This window comes from Delftia sp. UME58, assembly GCF_014170385.1.
GTDB lineage: Bacteria > Pseudomonadota > Gammaproteobacteria > Burkholderiales > Burkholderiaceae_C > Comamonas > Comamonas acidovorans.
In genome coordinates this window covers 21,167-43,125 of the sequence record NZ_LZZV01000032.1, presented here as the reverse complement: position 1 = coordinate 43,125, position 21,959 = coordinate 21,167, and the positions used below count along the sequence as shown (strand labels likewise).

20 protein-coding genes are annotated in these 21,959 nt (G+C 69.4%); 13 read left to right on the top strand and 7 right to left on the bottom strand.

Annotated elements, in window-relative coordinates; translation table 11 throughout:
* Positions 1 to 29: 29 nt before the first annotated feature.
* The 4 genes from A9976_RS10865 to A9976_RS10850 form a co-directional block, all read right to left on the bottom strand.
* Positions 30 to 764: a hypothetical protein gene (locus A9976_RS10865; RefSeq protein WP_183019016.1), complete on the bottom strand. Its 735-nt coding sequence runs from the start codon at positions 762 to 764 to the stop codon at positions 30 to 32.
* Entirely contained in the window at positions 761 to 1,753 is a 993-nt protein-coding gene (locus A9976_RS10860; protein ID WP_183019015.1) for an MlaD family protein, read from the bottom strand. Before A9976_RS10860 ends, A9976_RS10865 begins: the two co-directional genes overlap by 4 nt.
* A gap of 64 nt (positions 1,754 to 1,817) precedes the next feature.
* Complete coding sequence (locus A9976_RS10855; protein WP_183019014.1) at positions 1,818 to 2,621, bottom strand: ABC transporter permease; 804 nt, start codon at positions 2,619 to 2,621, stop codon at positions 1,818 to 1,820.
* A gap of 60 nt (positions 2,622 to 2,681) precedes the next feature.
* Positions 2,682 to 3,146, bottom strand: a complete 465-nt coding sequence (locus A9976_RS10850; protein ID WP_183019013.1) for a Cd(II)/Pb(II)-responsive transcriptional regulator — start codon at positions 3,144 to 3,146, stop codon at positions 2,682 to 2,684.
* A gap of 39 nt (positions 3,147 to 3,185) precedes the next feature.
* Here A9976_RS10850 and A9976_RS10845 point away from each other — a divergent pair, with 39 nt between their 5' ends.
* From A9976_RS10845 to A9976_RS10800, 10 genes are all read left to right on the top strand, one after another.
* Positions 3,186 to 5,396, top strand: a complete 2,211-nt coding sequence (locus A9976_RS10845) for a cation-translocating P-type ATPase (protein WP_183019012.1) — start codon at positions 3,186 to 3,188, stop codon at positions 5,394 to 5,396.
* Positions 5,393 to 5,779: a DUF3703 domain-containing protein gene (locus A9976_RS10840; RefSeq protein WP_183019011.1), complete on the top strand. Its 387-nt coding sequence runs from the start codon at positions 5,393 to 5,395 to the stop codon at positions 5,777 to 5,779. Before A9976_RS10845 ends, A9976_RS10840 begins: the two co-directional genes overlap by 4 nt.
* A 48-nt stretch (positions 5,780 to 5,827) precedes the next feature.
* Positions 5,828 to 6,331 carry a hypothetical protein gene (locus A9976_RS10835; protein WP_259649176.1) on the top strand — a complete coding sequence of 168 codons (504 nt, stop codon included), beginning with the start codon at positions 5,828 to 5,830 and terminating at the stop codon, positions 6,329 to 6,331.
* Positions 6,332 to 6,452: 121 nt separating this feature from the next.
* Complete coding sequence (locus A9976_RS10830; RefSeq protein WP_183019009.1) at positions 6,453 to 6,812, top strand: hypothetical protein; 360 nt, start codon at positions 6,453 to 6,455, stop codon at positions 6,810 to 6,812.
* Positions 6,809 to 8,257, top strand: a complete 1,449-nt coding sequence (locus A9976_RS10825; RefSeq protein WP_183019008.1) for a TolC family protein — start codon at positions 6,809 to 6,811, stop codon at positions 8,255 to 8,257. The genes A9976_RS10830 and A9976_RS10825 overlap by 4 nt, the downstream gene beginning before the upstream one ends.
* Before the next feature lies 1 nt (position 8,258).
* Positions 8,259 to 9,641 (top strand): multicopper oxidase family protein, encoded by a 1,383-nt coding sequence (locus tag A9976_RS10820; RefSeq protein WP_183019007.1) that lies wholly within the window; start codon positions 8,259 to 8,261, stop codon positions 9,639 to 9,641.
* Positions 9,642 to 9,661: 20 nt separating this feature from the next.
* A complete protein-coding gene (locus A9976_RS10815; protein ID WP_183019006.1) occupies positions 9,662 to 10,153 on the top strand; it encodes a plastocyanin/azurin family copper-binding protein in 492 nt (163 codons plus the stop codon).
* 36 nt (positions 10,154 to 10,189) lie between these two features.
* Entirely contained in the window at positions 10,190 to 10,720 is a 531-nt protein-coding gene (locus A9976_RS10810) for a DUF411 domain-containing protein (protein ID WP_183019005.1), read from the top strand.
* 15 nt (positions 10,721 to 10,735) lie between these two features.
* A complete protein-coding gene (locus A9976_RS10805; protein WP_183019004.1) occupies positions 10,736 to 11,119 on the top strand; it encodes a copper-binding protein in 384 nt (127 codons plus the stop codon).
* Positions 11,120 to 11,186: 67 nt separating this feature from the next.
* Positions 11,187 to 12,209 (top strand): P1 family peptidase, encoded by a 1,023-nt coding sequence (locus tag A9976_RS10800; protein ID WP_183019003.1) that lies wholly within the window; start codon positions 11,187 to 11,189, stop codon positions 12,207 to 12,209.
* 6 nt (positions 12,210 to 12,215) lie between these two features.
* On the opposite strand, the gene A9976_RS10795 is transcribed toward A9976_RS10800, so the two are convergent.
* The 3 genes from A9976_RS10795 to ettA all read right to left on the bottom strand — a co-directional run bounded on the left by A9976_RS10795 (position 12,216) and on the right by ettA (position 17,919).
* Positions 12,216 to 13,361, bottom strand: a complete 1,146-nt coding sequence (locus tag A9976_RS10795; protein ID WP_183019002.1) for an FAD-dependent monooxygenase — start codon at positions 13,359 to 13,361, stop codon at positions 12,216 to 12,218.
* 232 nt (positions 13,362 to 13,593) lie between these two features.
* A complete protein-coding gene (locus A9976_RS10790; protein ID WP_183019001.1) occupies positions 13,594 to 16,197 on the bottom strand; it encodes a DUF1631 family protein in 2,604 nt (867 codons plus the stop codon).
* Between the two features lie 60 nt (positions 16,198 to 16,257).
* Positions 16,258 to 17,919: an energy-dependent translational throttle protein EttA gene (ettA, locus tag A9976_RS10785; protein ID WP_183019000.1), complete on the bottom strand. Its 1,662-nt coding sequence runs from the start codon at positions 17,917 to 17,919 to the stop codon at positions 16,258 to 16,260.
* Between the two features lie 267 nt (positions 17,920 to 18,186).
* Here ettA and A9976_RS10780 point away from each other — a divergent pair, with 267 nt between their 5' ends.
* The 3 genes from A9976_RS10780 to A9976_RS10770 all read left to right on the top strand — a co-directional run bounded on the left by A9976_RS10780 (position 18,187) and on the right by A9976_RS10770 (position 21,933).
* Entirely contained in the window at positions 18,187 to 19,983 is a 1,797-nt protein-coding gene (locus A9976_RS10780; RefSeq protein ID WP_183018999.1) for a DEAD/DEAH box helicase, read from the top strand.
* A gap of 94 nt (positions 19,984 to 20,077) precedes the next feature.
* The gene (locus A9976_RS10775) at positions 20,078 to 20,227 is read left to right on the top strand and encodes a hypothetical protein (RefSeq protein WP_156517002.1); all 150 of its coding nucleotides are present in this window, start codon (positions 20,078 to 20,080) and stop codon (positions 20,225 to 20,227) included.
* Entirely contained in the window at positions 20,224 to 21,933 is a 1,710-nt protein-coding gene (locus A9976_RS10770) for a M14 family metallocarboxypeptidase (RefSeq protein WP_183018998.1), read from the top strand. The genes A9976_RS10775 and A9976_RS10770 overlap by 4 nt, the downstream gene beginning before the upstream one ends.
* Positions 21,934 to 21,959: the final 26 nt, after the last annotated feature.

The window sequence follows — 21,959 nt, the reverse complement described above, 5'->3', positions numbered from 1 at the left end:
GCGCCATCCCTTTCGGACTGGCGCTGTTTTCATTTGCCGGCCGATGTGCCCCCACCGCTGGCTGTCTTCTCCAGCAGTGACAGCCTGCGCCTGACGGCCTGGGCCTTGTCCACCTCGCCCGCCTGCTCATGGGCCCTGGCCTGCAGCAGCAGCCAGGCCATCACCGCGCGGCGCCAGCCTTGGGCCGAGGCGGTTTGCGCCCCCAGCTCCAGCAGGCCAGGCTCTGCAACTCCCGCCCTCAAGGCCGCGCCGGCCGCCACCAGCCGGGGCAGCGGCTCCTGGATGGCGCGCACGGCAGCCAGCGCCGCAGCGGGCGCCCCAGGCAAAGCCTGCGCCGCGGGGCGCTGGACCTCTGGCAAGAGCGCCATGTCTTCGGGCCGGGGCATGCCTTGCAAATAGCGTGCATAAGCGGCCTCGGCCGGCGCAGCGTCAAGCGCCAGCGCCTGGTAGCCGGGACAGTCGTCCCATTCGAGACTGGCCACCTGGGCCGCGCAGCGCATCAGTTCCAGACGCGCAGCCAGGTCGGTGCGGCCCGTGGCGGCCACCTCGGCGCGGGCCTTGTCCCATTCCATGGCCTGCACGCGCTGGCGGCCTTCCAGGTAGGCGGTGGATGCGCGCTGGGATGCCGATTCGGCATTCAGCGCCCAGTCCGGCGCGGGCGGGCGGCTGCTGCAGCCGGCCAGCACCAGGGTCAGCACGGCGCCGGCGACGGCATGGCGCGCCAGGAGGGTTGCGGCAGAAAGTTTCTTGGCGGCAGCACTCATGGCAGCTTCAACTCCGGTTGATGGGCAAACGGCCACTTGCGCTGCAGGTCGGCCAGTACGCCTTCCAGGCGGCGCAGATTGCCCTCGACCTCGGCGCGCAGGGCGCCCAGGTCGGCCGTGGCCTCGCGCGCATTGGAGCCCACGGCCTGGGCCTCGGCCAGCACGGCGTCCACCTTGCCCAGCGTGCGGCGCGTGTCGGCCAGCAGGCCGTTGAGCTGCACCACGGTGGAACGCACCTCGGGCATGACGCCGCCGGCGTCGAACACCTGGCTGTCGGCCCGCGCCACCATGCGCTCCATGCGGGCCAGCGTGGCGTTGGCGCGGTCCAGCAGGGCCGTCACCTTGCGCGCCTCCTGCTCGCTGCCCATGACCACGCCCAGCACGCCGCCCGGCCCCTGGACCCGGCCGGCCAGGCCGCGCAGCTCGGTCAGCGAACCGCCCAGGGCCGAGTCCGGCGCCGTGAGCTGGGCGATGTTGCCCAGCACTTCCTTGGCCGTGGACATGATCTGCGGCAGCTCGGCCGTGGCATCGCCGCGCAGCACGGGGCGCACGGCCTCGTCGGCCAGGGGCGGATCACTGAGGATGCCGCTGTAGGCCTTGATGGTGGTGCCGCCCACCAGCCCCTTGACCAGGGTGAAGACGCTGGACTCGCGCAGCCAGTGCGCATCCTTGCGCGGCACGTCGATCAGGATGCGCACATTGCCGTCCTGGGCCAGCTCGATGCGGCGCACGCGCCCGATCGGAAAGCCCGAGAAGGTCATGTCCATGCCAACGCTCACGCCCTCGGAGTCGTCGGCCGTGAGGACCAGGCGCTGCGTGGCATCGAACACGCCGCGCGAATACAGCAGATACAGGGCCGATCCGAGGATCAGCACCAGCGTGAACAGCAGCAGCCCCGCTGCCTTGGCGCGCAGATGGGCAACGGGCCGCAAGGCCTCGATTTCCTCGCCGTCCCAGGGGTCTGGCGGCGTGCGCCGCGTATCGGTCATGGCATTCCTTGTTCTGGCACGGCCTTGCCGTGCATGTGGGGTTCGTGGAGTTCAGCGGGCGTGCTCAGTAATAGTTGCCCATGAGCGAGATCACCTCGATCACCAGCAGCACGGCGAACATGCGCGCAAAGCCGCCCAGCGCCGCGCCGCCCAGCCGGTGGCGCCGCAGCGGCGCATACAGGCCCGAGGCCATGGGCATGATGGCCACCGTGAGGCTGAAGAACCAGGTCTTGAGCACGAAGACCAGGGTCACGGCGGGCGTGAAGATCTGGCCGAAGATGCGCGTATAGCCGGGCAGCCCGGCCAGCGTGAAGCCATAGACGCTCAGGTAGACGGTGACCAGGGCCACCACGCAACTGAGCACGGCCAGCGTGACCGAGGCAAACACGCCGCCAGCGGCACGCGGCACCAGGGCCATGCGCAGCGGATCGGCCCCGCGCTCCTGCCAAGCCCTCAACTGGCCGCGCGCGCGCAGCTGCGCAATCAGCGTGCCATTGGGAATGGTGCAGCGCATGGCCACGAACAGCGCGGCAGTCAGCGGGATCAGCTCGATCACCAGCACCCGCACCACCATCTCCAGCGCATAGCGCGACAGCCCGTAGCTGAGCGCCGTGACGATGACGATGCGCGTGATCACCGCGCACAACAGCGCCGCCAGCGCCGTGAAACCCAGCAGGATGGGCCCGGTCTGCACATAGATCTGGTGCGCCATGGCGCGCCGCGCGCCGCGCCGGTAGCTGGAAGGCGACATGGCCAGCACCAGCAGCACGGCGCCCAGGTAGACGCTGCGCCACCACGCCAGCGCATGGTCGCGCAGCGCAGCCCAGATGCGGTCGGGCAGGGACAGGGCGGCGTGGCTCAGGCTCATCGGCCGATGATAGCGAGCCGTACCGGGACGGTCCGTCGGACGCCGGCGCAACACGGGGGCCTACACATGGCGCTTGGTGCCCGTACTGCCCAGGGCAGCCGCCAGCGGCTCATCAGCCTGGGCGTGCAGGGCTTCGATCAGGTGGCAATAGCCGTCCGATCCGTCGCACTGGCTGCGCAACTGCATCAGCTCGTGCTCCAGCGCGCGCAGCTCGGCCAGGCGCTCGCGCACATGGCCCAGATGCGCATCCAGGGTTTCGTTGGCGGCCACGCAGTCGGCCTTGCTGGCCCCGTCCAGCGCCAGCAGGGTGCGGACCTCGTCCAGCGACATGTCCATGGCGCGGCACAGGCGGATGAAGCGCAGCCGGTGCACATCGCTGTCGCTGTACAGCCGGTACTGGTTGTCCTCGCGCACGCCTGCACTGAGCAGACTTTCCTTTTCGTAGTAGCGGATGTTGGCGGCGGCCACGCCGGAGCGTTTGGCAGCCTCGCCGATGCGCCAGCGCGCAGATTCATGCTGTGACATGCTTGACCTTGAAGTGACTTCACCGTTTCCAATGCTCGCATGAACTCCAATCGCCTGCCAAGCCCTCAGGGCAACGAGGCCCTGAAAGCCTCCCCAGCCCTTTCCAAGCCCGCCTCGACTTCGCCGTCTTCCGCCTGCGGCACCGATTGCTGCGCGCCCTTCACCATCACCCAGCACACGCCGGCCCGCAAGAAGGCCCAAGGCCACTCGCATGCGCACGGCGAAGGCCATGGCCACGATCACGCCCACGCCAATGACCACGACCATGACCATGAACACGGTCACGACGAGAGCGACCCCCATGCCGGCCACGACCACAGCGTGCTGCCCGGCTGGCCGCGCATCACGGCCGCGCTGATTGCGGCCGTGCTGGCCGAAGCCGCCCACTGGGTCAGCGGCGCCCAGGGCGGCGTGCCGGCCCTGCAATACGGCGGCATGGCCGTGGCCGTGCTGGCCATTGCCCTGTCGGGCCTGGGCGTCTACAAGGCCGGCATACGCGACGTGCTGCGCCTGAAGCTGGGCATCCATGCGCTGATGGCCATCGCCGTCACGGGTGCCTTCGCCATCGGCCAGTGGCCCGAGGCCGCCATGGTCATGGCCCTGTACGCCGCGGCAGAGCGCATCGAGGACCAGGCCATGGACCGGGCGCGCAATGCCATCCGCAGCCTGCTGCAGATGGCGCCCGAGACGGCAGACATCCTCCAGCCCGACGGCAGCGTGCAGCGCGTGGCCGCCGCCGACGTGGCGCTGGAGGCCACCGTGCGCGTGGCCCCCGGCGCGCGCGTGCCGCTGGACGGCGTGGTCATCCGTGGCCAAAGCTCGGTCAACCAGGCGCCCATCACCGGAGAAAGCGCACTGGCAGACAAGGCCCCGGGCGACGAGCTCTACGCCGGCAGCATCAACCAGGATGGCGAGCTGCAGATGCGCGTCACCTCGGCGGCCAATGACAGCCTGATTGCGCGCATCGTCCATGCCGTGGAGCAGGCCCAGGCCTCCAAGGCGCCCACCCAGCGCTTCGTCGATCGCTTTGCCGCCGTCTACACGCCCATCGTGCTGGTGCTGGCCATTGCGCTGGCGGTGCTGGCGCCGCTGGTCATGGACTGGAGCTGGCATGACGCGGCCTACCAGGCGCTGGCCCTGCTGGTCATCTCCTGCCCCTGCGCCCTGGTGCTGTCCACTCCCGTCACCGTGGTCAGCGCACTCACGGCGGCTGCACGGCGTGGCCTGCTGATCAAGGGCGGCCAGGCGCTGGAATCGGCCCGCAAGCTGCGCGCCATCGCACTGGACAAGACCGGCACGCTGACCACGGGCAGCCCCAAGCTGGTCGAGTGGAAATCCTGGAGCGAAGAGGATGCGGCCCATGACTCCAGCCCGCCCGCCGCATATGCCCTGGCCCTGGCCGGCCGCTCGGACCACCCGGTCTCGCGCGCCATTGCCTCCGGCCTCCAGGCCGATGCCGCCGTGGCCGCCGATGCCGCACGGGCCTCGGTCAGCAAGCTGCTGGCCCTGCCCGGCCGTGGCGTGCAGGCCGAGATCGACGGCCAGCTCTGGACCCTGGCCAACCTGCGCTGGGTGCAGGAGCAAGGCTGGGACAGCGCCGCGCTGCGCGCCGGCCTGGCCATGCACGAAGCCCAGGGCCGCACCGTGACCCTGCTGGCCGACAGCAGCGGCGTGCGGGCCCTGTTCGCCGTGGCCGACCCGCTGCGGCCCCAGGCCCGCGAGGCCGTGGCACGCCTGCAGGCCCTGGGCGTGCAGCCCGTGGTGCTCAGCGGCGACAACACGGCCACCGTGCGCTCCATCGCTGCCGAAGCCGGCATCCAGGATGCGCGCGGCGGCCTGCTGCCCCAGGACAAGCTCGACGCCCTGGCCGAGCTGCAACGCACACGCGGCCCCACGGCCATGACCGGCGACGGCATCAACGACGCACCCGCACTGGCCCAGGCCGACATCGGCTTTGCCATGGGCGGCATGCACAGCACGGGCATGGCCATGGAAACCGCCGACGTGGTGCTGATGAACGACGACCTGCGCCGCCTGCCCGAGGTGGTGGAACTGTCGCGCAGCGCCCACGCCGTGCTCTGGCAGAACATCGCCCTGTCGCTGGGCGTCAAGCTGGTGTTCTTCGCACTGGCCCTGGCCGGCAACGCCAGCATGTGGCTGGCCGTGCTGGCGGACATGGGCGTGAGCCTGCTGGTGGTCGGCAACGGCCTGAGGTTGCGCCGCTGGGGCAGCGACAGGGAGGCGGCATGACCGACGCCCAGCGCCGCGCCGCCTTCGCCCACCTGCTGCACAGCTTCCGTTCGAGCCAGGACCAGGCGCCTGCACAGCGCTGGCTGCTGCTGGAGGCCAGCCATGTGCTGGGCCAACAGCTGCTGGGCCTGCACTGGCGATCCCACTGCTGGATGCTGCGCCATGCGCTGCAGCTGCGCGATGGCGGGGAGGTGGCAGGCCAGTTGCTGCGCCTGGCCCTGGTGCCTGCAGGCCACCTGCTGGACCGGCTGCCGCGCGGCAACACAGGCCGCGCCACGGTGCCGGCCACCCTGCCCATGGACATGCCGCCCGCCGTATCGGCCCTGATCGCCGAGGCCCTGCGCGCCACGCGCCGCCCGCCCGGGCGAAGGGCCCGCACCTGAGGAACTTCGCAGCACCGTCCGGTATCATCCATGCCTATGCGTCGCCCCTTGTCCATTGTCCTGGTCTTGCTGCTGGTCCTTCGTGGCCTGCTGGGCGACGCCATGGCCATGGGGGCTGCGCCCGTCATGTCGGCCCTGGCACCGGCTGCCGCATCTGCGCCAGCGCTGGATCCGGCGTCTGCACTCCACCACCACGCGCCGGAAATTGCGTCGGCAATCGCGCGGGAAGTCGCGCTGGAAATCACGCAATCGCCGGACAGCCCCGAGCAGCTTCACGCGGCGCACGTCGCAGATCACGGCCCGGATCACGCATCACACGCCGAGCACAGTGCAGGCTGCGCCCCCCAGGCCGGCGGCCATCCGGGCGGCAGCTGCGGCGAACATGAACATGGGCCCAGCTGCACCCTGTGCGGCATCTGCCATTCAGCCCTGTTCACTCCTGGCCAGATCGGTTCGGACGGCGCAGCGCCGTCCGCCGCACTGCGCCCCCAAGGCAGCGCGCGCTTTGCCAGCGCGGCCAAGCTGCAGGCCATCAAGCCACCCATTTCCTGAAGCCTGACGCCCGAAGTGCGTCCGCGCCATCCCTGCCGCCCCTCCATGGGCAGCCCGCTTGCGGGCATGGCGGGGCGTCTGGCCGCGGATGCGTTGTCCGTTTCGCATTCAGGAGAACACCATGCGCCGTGCGCATTTTCTCGCCCCCCTTATCCAATTCGGGCTGGCGGCCCTTGCCGCATCCAGCCCCGCTGCCTGGGCCCAAGCCCATGACGGCAGCCACCCCCCGGCCTCTTCCTCCGCAGGCCTGACCGGCGCCATCGATCCGGCTGCGGCCAGCCTGCCGCTGCGCCATGCCGCGCTGCCGGCCAGTGGCGCCGTGGAAACCGAACTGACCGACTGGCGCCAGGCCAATGCCGCCGTGGGCGAGTTTCCCAACGGCCATATGGACATCCTGCGCTGGGAGGCCGCCCAGGGCGGCCGATCCACGCCTGCGCCGTCCCCGCACGGCTCTCACATGCAGCACGGAGGCCGGCCATGAAGCGCACCCTCTTCGCCCCCACCCGGCTGGTCGGTGCCATGGCTGCCGTGCTGGCCCTGGCCGGCTGCGCCAGCATCTCGCCCGACGGCCTGCGCGGCGCGGTCCAATCCCATACCGCCAGCCGGCTGCCGGACGGCGCCCAGCTGCCGCAACCCGAACCGCAGGCCCGCGACACGGCGCAGCAGCGTATCGACGAGTGGCTGCGCCAGCCGCTGGACATGGACCAGTCCGTGCGCATCGCACTGCTCAACAACCCCGGCCTGCAAGCGCGCCTGGCCCAACTGGGCGTGCAGGATGCCGAACGCGTCCAGGCCCTGACCCTGCCCAACCCCACGCTGGCCCTGGGCCGCATGGTCAACAGCGACGAGCGCGAGATCGAGCGCCAGCTGAGCTTTGGCCTGGTCAGCCTGATCACCCTGCCCTGGCGCAGCCGCTGGCAGGGCATGCAGATGGAACAGGCCACGCTGACCGCCGCGCAAGATGTGCTGCGGCTGGCCGCCGACACGCGCCGCGCCTGGCTGCGCGCCGTGGCCGCGCGCCAGCAGCTGGCGTCCAGCGAGCGCATGCACGAGGCGGCCGAGGCCGGGGCCGAGCTGGCGCGGCGCATGGCCCGCGTGGGCAACTTCAGCCGGCTGCAGCAGGCACGCGAGCTCAGCATCCAGCAGGACACCGCAGCCCAGCTGGCGCGTGCGCGCCTGGCCGCCACGGCCGAGCATGAACAGCTGGCACGCCTGATGGGCCTGTGGGGCAGGCGCATCGATTTCCGCCTGCCCGAGCAGTTGCCGCCCCTGCCGCAGGCCGCCACGGCGCTGCGCAGCGGCGACGACGCCGAAGCCACCGCGCTGCGCGAGCGCCTGGACCTGCGCGCCCTGCGCCGCGACCTGGACCAACTGGCCGAACGCCGTGGCTGGGCGCGCCTGGGTGCCATGTTCGGCGACATCGGCCTGGGGTACAGCCGCAACACCGCCACCGACAAAGCCACCGGCCACAGCGATGTGACGCGCGGCTGGGAGATCGATTTGCCCCTGCCGCTGTTCGACTGGGGTGGCGCCGCCAGCGGCCGCGCACGTGCCGAGGTCCAGCGCAGCGCGGCCCAGTTGCAGCAAGGCGCCATCCAGGCGCGGGCCGAGGCGCGCAGCAGCTGGATGCGCTACCGCACGGCCTGGGATCTTGCGCACCAGCAGCAGGCCGAGGTGCTTCCGCTGCGCCGCTTCATCCAGGACGAAACCATGCTCCGCTACAACGGAATGTTCGTCAGCGTCTGGGAGTTGCTGGCCGAGGCCCGCAACAGCGCCCAGGCCGTGGCCACCGCCACCGACGCCCAGCGCGACTTCTGGCTGGCCGACACCGACCTGCAGCTGGCTCTGACGGGAACCTCGCCAGGCACGGTCGAGGCCGCATCCGGCGCCGCCGCCCCCACTCCCACGAACACAGCGAGCCACTGAAATGAACCGCCGCAACTTCTTCACCGGCGCGGCCGTGGCCGCCGTCTCCAGCGCCGCCGTCAGCCGCGTGGCCCTGGCCGCCCTGCCCGAGGCAGCGACCCAGTCCTCGGCCGAAACCGCCGCCCCGCTGGCACCGCCCAACGGCCGCCCCTACCGCCCCGTGGTCACGCTCAATGGCTGGACCACGCCCTGGCGCATGAACGCAGGCGTCAAGGAATTCCACCTGGTGGCCGAGCCCGTGGTGCGCGAGGTGGCACCGGGCTTCTTCGTCAACATGTGGGGCTACAACGGCCAGAGCCCCGGCCCCACCATCGAGGTCGTGGAAGGCGACAAGGTCCGCATCTTCGTGACCAACCGCCTGCCCGAGCACACCACCGTGCACTGGCACGGCCAGCGCCTGCCCAACGGCATGGATGGCGTGGGCGGCTTGACCCAGCCGCACATCCCGCCAGGCAAGACCTTCGTCTACGAGTTCACGGCGCGCCGCCCCGGCACCTTCATGTACCACCCGCATGCCGACGAGATGGTGCAGATGGCCATGGGCATGATGGGGCTGTGGATCACGCATCCGAAGGCGGCCCACCCGCAGATCGCCGAGGTCCAGCGCGACTACGCCTTCCTGCTGTCGGCCTACGACGTGGAGCCCGGCTCCATGACGCCGCGCGTGGCCGAGATGACGGACTTCAACATCTGGACCTTCAACAGCCGGGTGTTCCCCGCCATCAGCCCCGTCGTCGCCAGGCGCGGCGACCGGGTGCGCCTGCGCGTGGGCAACCTGACCATGACCAACCACCCCATTCACGTGCACGGCCATGAGTTCGAGGTCACGGGCACGGACGGCGGCCCCGTGCCCCGGTCCGCGCGCTGGCCCGAAGTGACCACCGATGTGGCCGTAGGCCAGATGCGCCAGGTGGAGTTCATCGCCGACGAGCTGGGCGACTGGGCCCTGCACTGCCACAAGAGCCACCACACCATGGGCGCCATGGGTCATGACACGCCGACCATGATCGGCGTGGACCACCGGGGCCTGGTCGGCAAGATCCAGAAGATCGTGCCCGACTACATGGTCATGGGCGAGCGCGGCATGGGCGACATGGCCTCCATGGAGATGCCTTTGCCCGACAACACCTTCCCGATGATGACCGGCACGGGCCCCTTCGGCCCCATCGAGATGGGAGGCATGTTCACCACCCTCAAGGTGCGCGAGCAGCTGGGCGCCAACGACTATGGCGACCCGGGCTGGTTCACCCACCCCAAGGGCAGCGTGGCCCATGAATGGAAGGGGCCGGCGGCCGAGGCCTCCGCACCGCGCCAGACCACGCCCGGCCAGTCCCCCGGCGCACCCAGTGTGCGCAAGCCCGGTGCGGGCCATGAGCACCACTGATGCCATCCAAGGAGTACCTCATGAACACCTTTGCCTTGCTCCTCGCCACCGCACTGCTCGCCAGCCCCGCTGCCGTCTTCGCCCATGGCAGCGAAACCCACGATGGCCCTCCGAAGGCCGCCGCGGTCAAGGAGCAAAAGCCCTGGGGCATTGCCGGCGATGCCTCGGCCGCCCGGCGCACCATCACGCTGGACATGAGCGACAACATGCGCTTCACGCCAGAGCGCATCAGCGTCAAGCGCGGCGAGACGGTGCGCCTGCGCGTGGCCAACAAGGGCCAGATCATGCACGAGATCGTGCTGGGCACGCCGGCCTCGCTGGACGAGCACGCGCAGATGATGCTCAAGTTCCCCACCATGGAGCACGGCGAGCCCTACATGGCCCATGTCTCGCCCGGCAAGTCCGGCGACCTGGTCTGGAATTTCAACCGCGAAGGCAGCTTCGACTTCGCCTGCCTCATCCCCGGCCACTACCAGGCCGGCATGCGCGGAACCATCACGGTGACGCGATGAGCGCGCCCGCTTCCCCCCCCCCTTCAGGAGCACACCATGAAACATGAACGCATGGCATCCGCCCACCCGCGCCGCAGTGCGCTGCACCGCATGGCCCTGGCCTGCACGGCATTCGCCGCCCCTTCGCTGTGGGCGGCTGCACCCACGGCGCCCAAAGAAGCACCCAGTACCCGCATCCCCGTCGAGGTCTGGAAGGACCCCAACTGCGGCTGCTGCCAGGACTGGGTGGTGCACATGGAGCACAACGGCTTTGTCGTCACCGTGCACGACACAGGCAACAGCGCCGTGCGCGCCAGGCTGGGCATTCCGGCGCGCCTGGGCTCCTGCCACACGGCCCTGGTCGAAGGCTATGCGCTCGAAGGCCACGTGCCTGCGGCCGACGTGCACAAGCTGATCAAGCAAAAGCCCAAGGCGCTGGGCATTGCCGTGCCCGGCATGCCCGTGGGCAGCCCTGGCATGGACGGCCCCGAGTACGGCGGCCGCAAGGACCCCTACGAGGTGCTGCTCATCACCAAGAACGTCATGAACAACGACGTTTCCACCCGAACCTTCACCAGCTACCGCTGAACCCTGGAGCACACCATGCACAACACAGTCCCCCTTGCCTCCCGTACCGCCCTTGCCGTGCGCATGGCCCTGGCCGCCGCGCTGATCCCCGCCTGGACAGCCGCACAGGCCACGGCCCATGACCATGCAGGCCATGGCGCGCAATCTACCGAAACCGCGTCCGCCGCCTCCAGCCAGGATCTCAGCGAAGGCGAGGTCACGCGCTGGGATGCACGCACCAACAAGGTCACGCTGCGCCACGGCGAACTCAAGAACCTGGGCATGCCGCCCATGACCATGGTCTTCCAGCTGCGCGTGGCCGCGCCCGAGCCCGCCCTCAAGGCCGGCGACAAGGTGCGCTTTCGCGCCGAGCAGGACCAGGGCGCCTTCGTGGTCACGCAGCTGGAAGTGCTGCGCTGAAGGCAGGGTGCTGCGGCGGCCGTTTCGGCTAAGGTGAAGGCCTTTCCATCACCGAGCAGAGCAAGGCATGCCAAGCACCGACTCCGACACCGGCTCAGACACCGGCTCCATCACCCGCGTACGGGGCATCGAGGTGGGCCACCATACCGATGCCCGCCGCCCCACGGGCTGCACCGTCGTGCTGGCGCGCGGCGGCGCCGTGGGCGGCTGCGATGTGCGTGGCGCCGCCCCCGGCACGCGCGAGACCGACCTGCTGCATCCCTCCAACCTGGTGCAGCAGGTGCATGCGGTCATGCTGTCGGGAGGCAGTGCCTGGGGGCTGGACGCGGCCAGCGGCGCCATGCGCTGGCTCGATGAGCAGGGCATAGGGCTGGATGTGGGCGTCGGCCGCGTGCCCATCGTGCCGGCCGCCGTGCTGTTCGACCTGGCGGTGGGCGACAGCCGCATCCGCCCGGGTGCCGATGCCGGCCATGCGGCCTGCCAGGCCGCCAGCGCCGCGCGGCCAGCCGAGGGCAATGTGGGCGCCGGCATGGGCGCCTGCGTGGGCAAGGTCTTCGGCATGGAGCGTGCCATGAAGGGCGGCATTGGCACGGCCTCGCTCACCGTGCACGGCGTCACCGTGGGCGCGCTGATCGCCTGCAACGCCGTGGGCGATGTGGTCGACCCCCACAGCGGCGCGCTGCTGGCCGGCGCGCGCAGCCCCGATGGCCGCCAGCTGCACGACACCTGCCGCGCCCTGCTGCGCGGCGAAGAGCCGCGGCCGCTGCTGGCAGGCACCAACACCACCATCGGCGTGATTGCCACCGATGCACGCATCACCAAGGTCCAGGCCCAGCGCCTGGCCGTGGTGTCCCATGACGGCCTGGCACGCGCCATACGCCCCGTGCACACCATGAGCGATGGCGACACGCTGTTCGCCCTGGGCACCGGCCTGGCCGAGCACTCGCTGGGCATGCTGACCCTGTCCGCCATGGCCGCCGAGGCCGTGGCCCTGGCCACGGTGCGCGCCGTGCTGGCCGCGCAGTCGCTGACCACGGCCGAAGGGCTGGAGCTGCCCTGTGCCAGGGAGCTGGCCGCCTGCCGGCCCTGACCGGGCTCAGGCCTGCAGCGCAACCGCCCAGGCGTCGTAGCCGTAGACGCCATCGGCATTGCCACCGGCGCGCAGCCAGTTGTTGCCGCGCGAGCCGATCTGGATCTCGCTGGTGCGCTGCATGCGCATGGCCTGGTAGCGCGCCAGGACCTCGGGCACCTGCTGCGGACCCGGGGCGGCATCCAGGTTGCGGGCCAGCACCACGGCGTCTTCGATGGCCATGCCTGCGCCCTGGGCCATGAAGGGCATCATCGGGTGGCAGGCATCGCCCAGCAGCGTGATGCGGTCCTGCGACCAGGCAGGCAGGGGATCGCGCTCGTACAGCGCGGTCTTGAGCACGCCATCGCAGGCGTCGAGCAGCGCCCGGGCGTCGGGATGGAAATCGGCGTAGAAGCCGCGCAACTCCTCGACGCTGCCGGGCGTGGTCCACGATTCCTCGTGCCAGGAATCCTGGGCCGTGGTGGCGAAGATGAAGGTGTCGCGGCCCTGGTTCAGCGGAAAGGTCACGATCTGGCTTTGCGGCGTGGCGCCCCACCATTTGGTGAAGGCCTGGATGTCGGGCACATGGCGCACGCGCTCGGTGGGCACCACCGCGCGGAAGGCCACCACACCCGTGAAGCGCGGGCTCTCGGCCCCGAACAGGGCCGCGCGCACCACGGAGTGGATGCCGTCCGCCCCAATGAGTGCGTCCAGCCCGGCCACTTCGCTGCCATCGGTGAAGGCGATGTCCACGCCTTGCCCCGTCTGCGTGATCTGGCTGGCACGCTTGCCCAGCTGCACCTGGTCCAGCGGAAAGGCATCGGCCAGCGCGGCCAGCAGATCGGCGCGGTGGATGGTCAACTGCGGGGCGCCGTACTTGCGCTCGGCCTCGTCACCCATGGTCAGGCGCGAGGTTTCCTCGCCCGTGTCCCAGTTGCGGCTGATGCGGTGCGTGGGCCGGGCGGCGCTGGCGCGCACGGCGGCGGCAATGTCGGAGCCCAGGCCATCGAGGGCGCGCACGGCATTGGGCGTGAGGTTGATGTCCGCGCCCACGCGCAGGAACTGCCGGCTTTGCTCGAACACCCATACTTCATGCCCTGCCTGGTGCAGCGCATTGGCTGCCGCCAGTCCGCCAATGCCTGCTCCGACGATGCCTATCCTCAAACGCGCCATGGTTCCTGTCTCCTGCTGGTGGGGTCTATTCGGTGATGCGCCCCGTGATCCGGAGCGCACCGATGCAGGACATTGTCTTTTTGACAGGCCCCAGGCCTCAACCTCCACAAGGCCCGAATTGGGCACGATTCGTCCCCATCGACGCTTGCGCGTCGACGGCAAGTTCAGGCTTGGGATTCATTGCAGACCCGCAAGCGCCGCAATCCGGCACCAGTCAGCAGGCAGCAGCGCCTCAGTCCACGCGCCGCAGCTGCCCTTGCGCCAGCAGCTTGTCGCGCATGCGGCGCGTCATGGACTGGGTGCTGCCATCGGTTGCGGTGAACAGGAACAGCGTCTGCTGCGGGCTGACCCAGGTCAGCTGGGTGCGGATGCACTGCCGGGCGTTGGACAGTTCCACCCAGGTGCCCAGCGCCCAGTCTTCGGACACCCCTGGAGCCACCGGCTGCGGTGGCTCCAGGGGCCGTGCGGGCTCGGTGGGCGTCGGGGCCGTGTCGCCACCAGCCAACGCAGCCTGCGCGGCAAGCCCCGCAAAGGCCTGCGGTGCCTCTGCAGCCCGGGTGGCAGGCAGCTCATCCTGCAGCGCCTCGGGCAATTCCAGGTCCTGCGCGGTCAGCGCGCCGATATCGTCCGCCATCGGCTGCTGCGCATCGAGCGGCACCGGCATGGAGGCCGCCACACCAAACAACGACTGCGGCAGGCGGGCCGCCAGGGAGCCGGGCGTTGTCTGGCCAAGCGTTGCCGCGCCAGTCGAGGAAGACAAGGACGCGAGCACCGAGTCCGACCCGTAGATGGTGGGCGGTACGGAGTCCAGATAAATATCCACGCTCTCAATGGGCTGGCGGACCACACCGGCATCCAGCGCATCCTGGTGCAGGCCGGCCAGGCGCGCGGCAAAGGCCTGGATTTCCTCTTCCGTACGCCCCACGCTGCGCAGGCCGGCGCGCAGCCGGGCCTGCAGGCGCGGCGCCAGCGCCACCAGGCGGTCGGTATCGCGGCCCGCGTGGGCCGACACGCTCCACAGCAGGCTGGGCACCAGGGCCAGATAGCCGCCAGGGTCCCGGGCCTCGCTGCCGTCCACGGGTTCCTGCACGCTGGCGATCACTTCGGCCCAGGGCCCCGTGGCGAATTCCAGAATGTCATCGGGCACGCCCTGGGCGCTGGGCAGGCGCCGGATGGCGGCTGCGATCTGCTCGGCCCTGGGCATGGCGGTTTCGGGCCAGCGCGGGTCCACGCCACGCCTTTCCACATGCCTGAGCGCAGCCGAGACAGGCCCGGTCACCGTACCGCCTTCCGGCACTTCGCCAGGGCCCACGGGCTGCATGCCGCTGCCGCCCCAACCGTCGCGCAGCTGCTGCAGCACCGTGGCAAAGGCCGACGCATCGGCACGCTGCAGGGCCGCCAGCCGCATGGCGGCGGAATCGGCCACCTGCAGGAATTGACCGTAGCCCGGCGCGGATTCACTGTCGAACCACAGGCTGCGTGCCGTCAGCTCATCGAGCAGTTGGCGCGCAGGGTGGCTGCGGTCCTCGAAAAATCGCGGGTCCTGGACCACCAGTTGCTGCAGCAGCGGCTCCAGACGGCCCACGGTGCGCTGCACGGAAGGCAGCAGGCGCGTGTCGGCCGCCATGAAACGCATCATGCGCTGCAGGGTGTGCAGCGCGGCGCCGTCGTCGGCACGCACGCCGGGTGCGGGCTCCTGCTGCTCGGGCGGCTGCAGCGCCTGCATCAGTTGCTCCAGCTGGGCCGAGTGGTGCTGCACGGACTCCAGCGCCATGCAGCTCAGCGAAGTCCAGCCTTCGGGCAGCGCCGCCAGCACGGTGGGTGCCGTCTCGCTGCCCTGCCAGGCGGTGGTCTGCAGGCGGCTTGTGCCGTCCATGGCCGACGCGAACTGCCCGGGCACGGAATAGGCGGATGGGTGGGCCAGCGCCAACATGGAAGAAGGCGCCGAAGCGGGCGCCTCGCGGTGCGAATCCATCCAGCGTGGATCGGACAGCAGGGCGGCCACCAGGCGCCGCGTCAGCTCATCTTCCTGGGCCTGCTGGCCAAAGGAGCCATAGGCGCGGCTCTGGGCCACGGCATCGCCATAGTGGGAAGGTGCCCGCCAGCGGCTTTGCCCCGGCAGGTCGGAATGGCGACGGCCCGCGTCGGGCGATGGGGCCTGTACCGGCGCCAGGCCATAGGCCGCAGGCTGAACCCCCTGGTCACGCAGGGATTGGGCGATATGACCGTACTCGGACACCAGCAGCGCACCCAGGTGCTCGCGCATGAAGCCCAGCCAGCAGGCGGCGCAGCCGGGGTCCACCCCGGTGTCGTCGATCACGCGCTGCAGCGCCTGCACATAGCTGTGGGGCCGCAGCGGATTGCGTTCGGGCTGGACACGGTCCAGGCCCTGGACGGCGCTGACCAGGGCATCGAGCTCGGCCAGCGCGATCTCCACCTGCGGCGCCACATGCTGCAGCAGGCGCTGGTGGGCCAGCTGCGACTGCAGCACGGAGTCGTCCAGGAGGGAGAGGGAGGCGAAATCGGTGGCGCCGGGCACACCGGGCACACCGGACATGCCAGGCACGGGCGGCCATGCAGCAGCGCCACCGGATTGACCAAAGCATTCCAGCAGCGCCCGCCCATAGCCCTTGAGCATGGGTGCCCGGTGGCGGGCAAGCAGTTCCAGCGCCTCGGGGATTTCAGCGCGGCGCGGCAGGCCGGAGCCGGGCTGGTCGGCCTGCTCCATGGCATGGGCCGTTCGCTGCAGCAGCCGCAGGATCAGCGCCTCCGAGCCACGCACGGCCTGCACCAGGCAGGCTTGCAACGCGGCAACAGAAACGGGTGGAGGATTCATGGCCCGAAGAATACAGGCTCCAGCCCGTGCCGGAGGCGCTTTGAGGCTTGCCTTTGATGCTTACTTCAGTGCCTTGTAGCGCATGCGCTTGGGCTTGGCGCCCTCTTCGCCCAGGCGCTTCTTCTTGTCGGCTTCGTACTCCTGGTAGTTGCCGTCGAAGTACACCCATTGCGAATCGCCTTCGGCCGCCAGGATGTGCGTGGCGATACGGTCGAGGAACCAGCGATCGTGGGAGATCACCAGCACCGTGCCCGCGTACTCCAGCAGCGCATCTTCCAGCGCGCGCAGGGTTTCCACGTCCAGGTCGTTGGAGGGCTCGTCCAGCAGCAGCACGTTGCCGCCCTGGATCAGCGTCTTGGCCAGGTGCAGGCGGCCGCGCTCACCACCGGAGAGGTTGCCGACCTTCTTTTGCTGGTCCTGGCCGTTGAAGTTGAAGCGGCCCGCATAGGCGCGCGAAGCCATCTGGAACTTGCCGACGTTGATGATGTCCAGCCCGCCCGAGATGTCTTCCCACACCGTCTTGTCGTTGGCCAGCGCGTCACGCGTCTGCTCCACGTAGGCCATCTTCACGGTCTGGCCCACGATGACTTCGCCGGAATCGGCCTGCTCGCGTCCCGCGATCAGCTTGAACAGCGTGGACTTGCCGGCGCCGTTGGGGCCGATGATGCCGACGATGGCGCCAGCGGGGATGTTCATGGTCAGGTTGTCGATGAGCACGCGGTCACCGAAGCTCTTGGTGACGTTGTTGAACTCGATGACCTGGGTGCCCAGTCGCTCGGCCACAGGAATGAAGATTTCCTGGGTTTCGTTGCGCTTTTGGTATTCGAAATCGCTCAGTTCCTCAAAGCGCGCGATACGGGCCTTGGACTTGGTCTGGCGGCCCTTGGCGTTCTGGCGAACCCACTCCAGTTCCTTCTTCAGGGCCTTGGCGCGGGCTTCCTCGCCCTTTTGTTCGGACTCCAGGCGGCTTTGCTTCTGGAACAGCCATTCGGAGTAGTTGCCCTTGTAGGGAATGCCGTGGCCACGGTCCAGTTCCAGGATCCACTCGGCAGCGTTGTCCAGGAAGTAGCGATCGTGGGTGATGGCCACCACGGTGCCGGTGAAGCGGTGCAGGAACTGCTCCAGCCATTCCACGGACTCGGCGTCCAAGTGGTTGGTGGGTTCGTCAAGCAGCAGCATGTCGGGCTTGGACAGCAGCAGCTTGCACAAGGCCACGCGGCGCTTTTCGCCACCGGACAGCTTGCCGATCACGGCGTCCCAGGCCGGCAGGCGCAGGGCGTCGGCAGCAATCTCCAGCTGGTGCTCGGAGTCGGTGCCGGCAGCGGCGATCTTGGCTTCCAGCTCGCCTTGCTCGGCAGCCAGCGCGTCGAAGTCGGCGTCGGGCTCGGCATAGGCGGCGTAGATTTCATCGAGGCGCGCACGGGCCGCGTTGACTTCGGCCATGGCCTCTTCCACTGCCTGACGCACCGTGTGCTCCGCATTGAGCTGAGGCTCCTGCGGCAGGTAGCCGATGGACAGGCCCTGCATGGGCAGCGCCTCGCCTTCGAATTCCTTGTCCACCCCGGCCATGATCTTGAGCAGCGAGGACTTGCCAGAGCCGTTCAGTCCCAGCACGCCGATCTTGGCGCCCGGGAAAAAGCTGAGAGAGATGTCCTTCAAGATCTGCCGCTTGGGCGGCACGGTCTTGGTGAGGTGGTTCATCGAAAAAACGTATTGAGCCATTCTGGTCCGAGTACTTGAATCGTTGATTTCTGCAAAAACCGGGCAACAAATCGGTTGCACGCCAGCCGTGATTATCCGCGCATGCGACAATACCCTGCGTCACGGGTTCCAGTTGCCCGTGACATCAGCATTCCAGCTGGGGACGATGGACGCTGTTTTCCAGGCTCCCGACATTGAACCTCATCCGCCTACGACTGGTCCGGCAACCGCCCTGGTTGCCTCGACAGGCTGATACCCAGCGCCCCGGACGGGCGCATCTTTGATCACATGACATTTGAAGAACTGAATCTGGCTCCCGCCATTCTGAAGGCCGTGCTTGAGGAGGGTTACGAGAACCCGACTCCCATCCAGGCACAGGCCATCCCCGCGGTGCTCGCCGGCCACGACCTGCTGGCAGGCGCACAGACCGGCACTGGCAAGACCGCTGCCTTCACCCTGCCCATGCTGCACCGCCTCTCGCAAGGCCAGGTGCCGCGCAACAAGTTCGGCGGCAAGGGAATTCGCGCCCTGGTGCTGACGCCCACGCGTGAACTCGCCGCACAGGTCGAGGAATCGGTGCGCAGCTACGCCAAGTACCTGGACATCAACTCCACCGTCATCTTCGGCGGCGTGGGCATGAAGCCCCAGATCGACCGCATCAAAAAGGGCGTGGACATCCTGGTCGCCACGCCGGGCCGCCTGCTGGATCTGCAGCAGCAAGGTTTCATGGACCTGTCCACCGTCGAAGTCCTGGTGCTCGACGAAGCCGACCGCATGCTGGACATGGGCTTCATCCATGACGTCAAGAAGGTGCTGGCCCTGGTGCCCAAGGACAAGCAAAGCCTGCTGTTCTCGGCCACCTTCAGCGACGAGATCCGCGACCTGGCCAACGGCCTGCTGCGCAACCCGCAGTCCATCCAGGTCACGCCCAGCAACACCACGGTCCAGCGCATCACCCAGGTGATCCACCCCGTGGGCCGCGGCAAGAAAAAACAGGTGCTGCTGCACATCATCAACGAGAACAACTGGAGCCAGGTTCTGGTGTTCACGCGCACCAAGTTCGGCGCCAACAACGTTGCCGAATTCCTGACCAAGAACAACATCAGCGCCATGGCGCTGCACGGCAACAAGAGCCAGAGCGCCCGCACCCAGGCCCTGGCCGGCTTCAAGACCGGCGAGCTGCGCGCCCTGGTCGCCACCGACATCGCTGCACGCGGCATCGATATCGACGAGTTGCCTCACGTCGTGAACTACGAGATCCCCAACGTGTCCGAGGACTACGTGCACCGCATCGGCCGCACGGGCCGTGCCGGTCGCGAAGGCCACGCCGTCAGCCTGGTCTGCATGGACGAAGAAGGCTTCATGATGGACATCGAGCGCTTCACCAAGCAGGAAATCCCTGTGCAGGTGCTCGAAGGCTTCGGCCCTGAAGAGGACGAAGTGGCCGAACCCATCGCCATGGGCCGCCAGACCATCTGGGGCGGTGCAGGCAAGCCGCCCAGCCGCGACGTCATGCAGGCCGCCGCCAAGGCTGCGCGCCAGGAAATGATGGACCGCATCCGCACCACCAAGGCCACCCAGCCCGACCGTGGCGGCCGCGCAGGCGGCCGTGGCCAGGCTCCCAAGGCCGGCTCGGACGAAGGCCGCTCCGAAGGCAATGCCGGCGGCCAGGGCCGTGGCCGCAACCACGCCGGTGCCAGCGCCAGCAACAAGCCGCGCCGCGATCGCTTCGATGGTCCGGGCAATGGCTCCGGCGCCGCCCACCGCCCCAAGGCAGCACCCCAGAACGCCCCCAGGCGCGGCCCGCGCCCTGACGGCGAAGGCGGCGGCGGTGCCCGTCGCTTCGATGACCAACCCCCGCGCGCTGATGCCCACCTGGGCACGCAGCTGGGCCATGCACGCAGCAGCGGCCCCCGTGGCAGCGCAGCAGGTGGCGGCCAGCCCGATCCGATGCGCACCAGCGTGGACACCATGGCCGAACGCGGCCGCCGTGGCGGCTTCAACCGCGGCGGCAATGGCGGCGGTGGCGGCGGCTTCGGCGGCGGTGGCCGTGGCGGCCCCTCGCGCGGCGGCTACGGTCGCTGATCTGCACCACGGCTACTCGGCCCGCCCTGCGGCAAGCCGAGGAATCCGCCAGCAAAAAAGGGCTGCATCTCCCCGGGGCTGCAGCCCTTTTCACATGGCGCAGATTGCGCATTCAGCCGACAGCGCGCCGCAAGCCTGCATGGCTATCATCCCGATAGCATTGCGGCCTGCGGCGATTGAAGGCCGCGCCCTTTTCCCGGATTTCAAAGACTCCCCCGACTGGTTCCTCAAGGCCACGCCATGACACTGCAGACCCCACACGCCACCCCCTCCAGCCAGCGCCCCGATTCGGAGCTGCCACAGGACAGGTTGCGGTGGTCGGCCCTGGCGTGCGCAGCCCTGCTTTCCGCCTGCGCCAGCACCCCGCTGCCGCCATGGCCCACCACGGTGGTGCCCCAGGCGACCACGCAGCCCATCGCGCCGGCCAACAACCTGGTCCCGCTGCCCTACAACGCGGCCGTGGCTGCGCGCTTTCCCGATCCAGCCACCCGCTACGACACACCGGGCCTGGCGCCGCAGCGCAACCAGTTCACCACGGCCAGCGAACTGTCTTCCTGGCTGAACAGCCAGGCCAACAAATCCCTGGGCCGCGACACGCGCCTGGGTATCGTGCAGCCCGCAAGCTCGCAGCGCGGCAGCCCCATCCAGGCCCTGGTGGCCACGCGCGCACCCGGCATTCAGCCGTCGGCGCTCTATGACAGCCGCCGCCCCACGGTCATGCTCGTGGCCGGCCAGCACGGCGACGAACCTGCGGGCACGGAGGCCTTGCTCATCATCGCCCGCGAGCTCGCTCCCGGCGGCCTGCTGGAGCCGCTGCTGCAGCAGATCAACGTGATCCTCGTGCCGCGCGCCAACCCCGACGCCGTGGAAGCCGGCACGCGCAATGCGGCCGACGGCACCGACATCGCCCATGACCATCTGCTCCTGAACACGCCCGAGGCCAAGGCCCTGGCCACGCTGGCGCGCGACTACCGCCCCGTCGCCGTGGTGGACCTGCAGGAGTTCCCCGCCGCCAGCATCTTCCTGCAGAAGTACCAGGCCATACAGCGCTACGACGCCCTGCTGCAGTACTCGGCCACGGCCAACCAGAATGAATTCGTGACCAAGGCTGCGCGCGAGTGGTACACGGCGCCGCTGCGTACCGCGCTGTCGCAGGCCGGACTGAGCAGCGACTGGTACTACACCACCAGCCAGGATCTGCAGGACAAGTCCATCTCCATGGGCAGCCTCGCGCCCGATTCGCTGCGCAACATCAGCGGGCTCAAGAACTCGGTGGGCTACCTGGTCAGCAGCCGTGGCTCGGACCTGGGCCGCGCCCACATCCAGCGGCGCGTGCACACCCTGGTCACCGCGGCCACACGCATGCTGCATTCCAGCGCCGAGCGCGCCAAGGACCTCACCCAGGTGCAGGCCTTCGTGGCCCGCGAGACCGCCTCCCTCGCCTGCCACCAGCAACTTGCCGTGCTGGCCGAGCAGACACCCGAGCAGCGCACCCTCACCATGATCCAGCCCGACACGGGCGCCGACCAGCAGGTGCGCGTGGACTGGAACGCGTCGCTACAGCCGCGCACCACGCTGTCGCGCCCGCGCTCCTGCGGCTACTGGCTGTCCGCCAGCGCCCAGCCCGCCGTGGACAGGCTGCGCCTGTTGGGCCTGCAGGTGCTCAAGGTGGCCGAGCCCGGCCAGCTGCTGGCCGACTCGTACAACGAAGCCCGCTCGGCCACGCCCGCCAGCGGCGCCTATGCGCTCACGCGCGGCGCCGTCGAAGCGCCCGTGGGCAGCTACTACCTGACGATGAACCAGCCCATGGCCAATCTTGCCGCTGCGGCGCTGGAGCCCGACACGCCCTACAGCTACCTCGCCCGCGGCCTGGTGCCCACGATGAGCGACATGGCGCGCGTCATGGCGCCTCCTTCCGTGGTGTTCGAGGAAGAAGACGACGCCGAATGACGGCAAGGGCGCCAGGGCACGCCGCC

What these genes read in the sequence shown, in the direction of transcription:
- A9976_RS10845 (WP_183019012.1), top strand. Translation starts at nt 3,186, where the DNA reads ATGAACTCCAATCGCCTGCCAAGCCCTCAGGGCAACGAGGCCCTGAAA.
- A9976_RS10770 (WP_183018998.1), top strand. Translation starts at nt 20,224, where the DNA reads ATGACACTGCAGACCCCACACGCCACCCCCTCCAGCCAGCGCCCCGAT.
- A9976_RS10825 (WP_183019008.1), top strand. Translation starts at nt 6,809, where the DNA reads ATGAAGCGCACCCTCTTCGCCCCCACCCGGCTGGTCGGTGCCATGGCT.
- ettA (WP_183019000.1), bottom strand. Translation starts at nt 17,919, where the DNA reads ATGGCTCAATACGTTTTTTCGATGAACCACCTCACCAAGACCGTGCCG.
- A9976_RS10780 (WP_183018999.1), top strand. Translation starts at nt 18,187, where the DNA reads ATGACATTTGAAGAACTGAATCTGGCTCCCGCCATTCTGAAGGCCGTG.
- A9976_RS10795 (WP_183019002.1), bottom strand. Translation starts at nt 13,361, where the DNA reads ATGGCGCGTTTGAGGATAGGCATCGTCGGAGCAGGCATTGGCGGACTG.
- A9976_RS10800 (WP_183019003.1), top strand. Translation starts at nt 11,187, where the DNA reads ATGCCAAGCACCGACTCCGACACCGGCTCAGACACCGGCTCCATCACC.
- A9976_RS10810 (WP_183019005.1), top strand. Translation starts at nt 10,190, where the DNA reads ATGAAACATGAACGCATGGCATCCGCCCACCCGCGCCGCAGTGCGCTG.
- A9976_RS10790 (WP_183019001.1), bottom strand. Translation starts at nt 16,197, where the DNA reads ATGAATCCTCCACCCGTTTCTGTTGCCGCGTTGCAAGCCTGCCTGGTG.
- A9976_RS10855 (WP_183019014.1), bottom strand. Translation starts at nt 2,621, where the DNA reads ATGAGCCTGAGCCACGCCGCCCTGTCCCTGCCCGACCGCATCTGGGCT.
- A9976_RS10815 (WP_183019006.1), top strand. Translation starts at nt 9,662, where the DNA reads ATGAACACCTTTGCCTTGCTCCTCGCCACCGCACTGCTCGCCAGCCCC.
- A9976_RS10820 (WP_183019007.1), top strand. Translation starts at nt 8,259, where the DNA reads ATGAACCGCCGCAACTTCTTCACCGGCGCGGCCGTGGCCGCCGTCTCC.
- A9976_RS10830 (WP_183019009.1), top strand. Translation starts at nt 6,453, where the DNA reads ATGCGCCGTGCGCATTTTCTCGCCCCCCTTATCCAATTCGGGCTGGCG.
- A9976_RS10775 (WP_156517002.1), top strand. Translation starts at nt 20,078, where the DNA reads ATGGCGCAGATTGCGCATTCAGCCGACAGCGCGCCGCAAGCCTGCATG.
- A9976_RS10850 (WP_183019013.1), bottom strand. Translation starts at nt 3,146, where the DNA reads ATGTCACAGCATGAATCTGCGCGCTGGCGCATCGGCGAGGCTGCCAAA.
- A9976_RS10805 (WP_183019004.1), top strand. Translation starts at nt 10,736, where the DNA reads ATGCACAACACAGTCCCCCTTGCCTCCCGTACCGCCCTTGCCGTGCGC.
- A9976_RS10860 (WP_183019015.1), bottom strand. Translation starts at nt 1,753, where the DNA reads ATGACCGATACGCGGCGCACGCCGCCAGACCCCTGGGACGGCGAGGAA.
- A9976_RS10840 (WP_183019011.1), top strand. Translation starts at nt 5,393, where the DNA reads ATGACCGACGCCCAGCGCCGCGCCGCCTTCGCCCACCTGCTGCACAGC.
- A9976_RS10865 (WP_183019016.1), bottom strand. Translation starts at nt 764, where the DNA reads ATGAGTGCTGCCGCCAAGAAACTTTCTGCCGCAACCCTCCTGGCGCGC.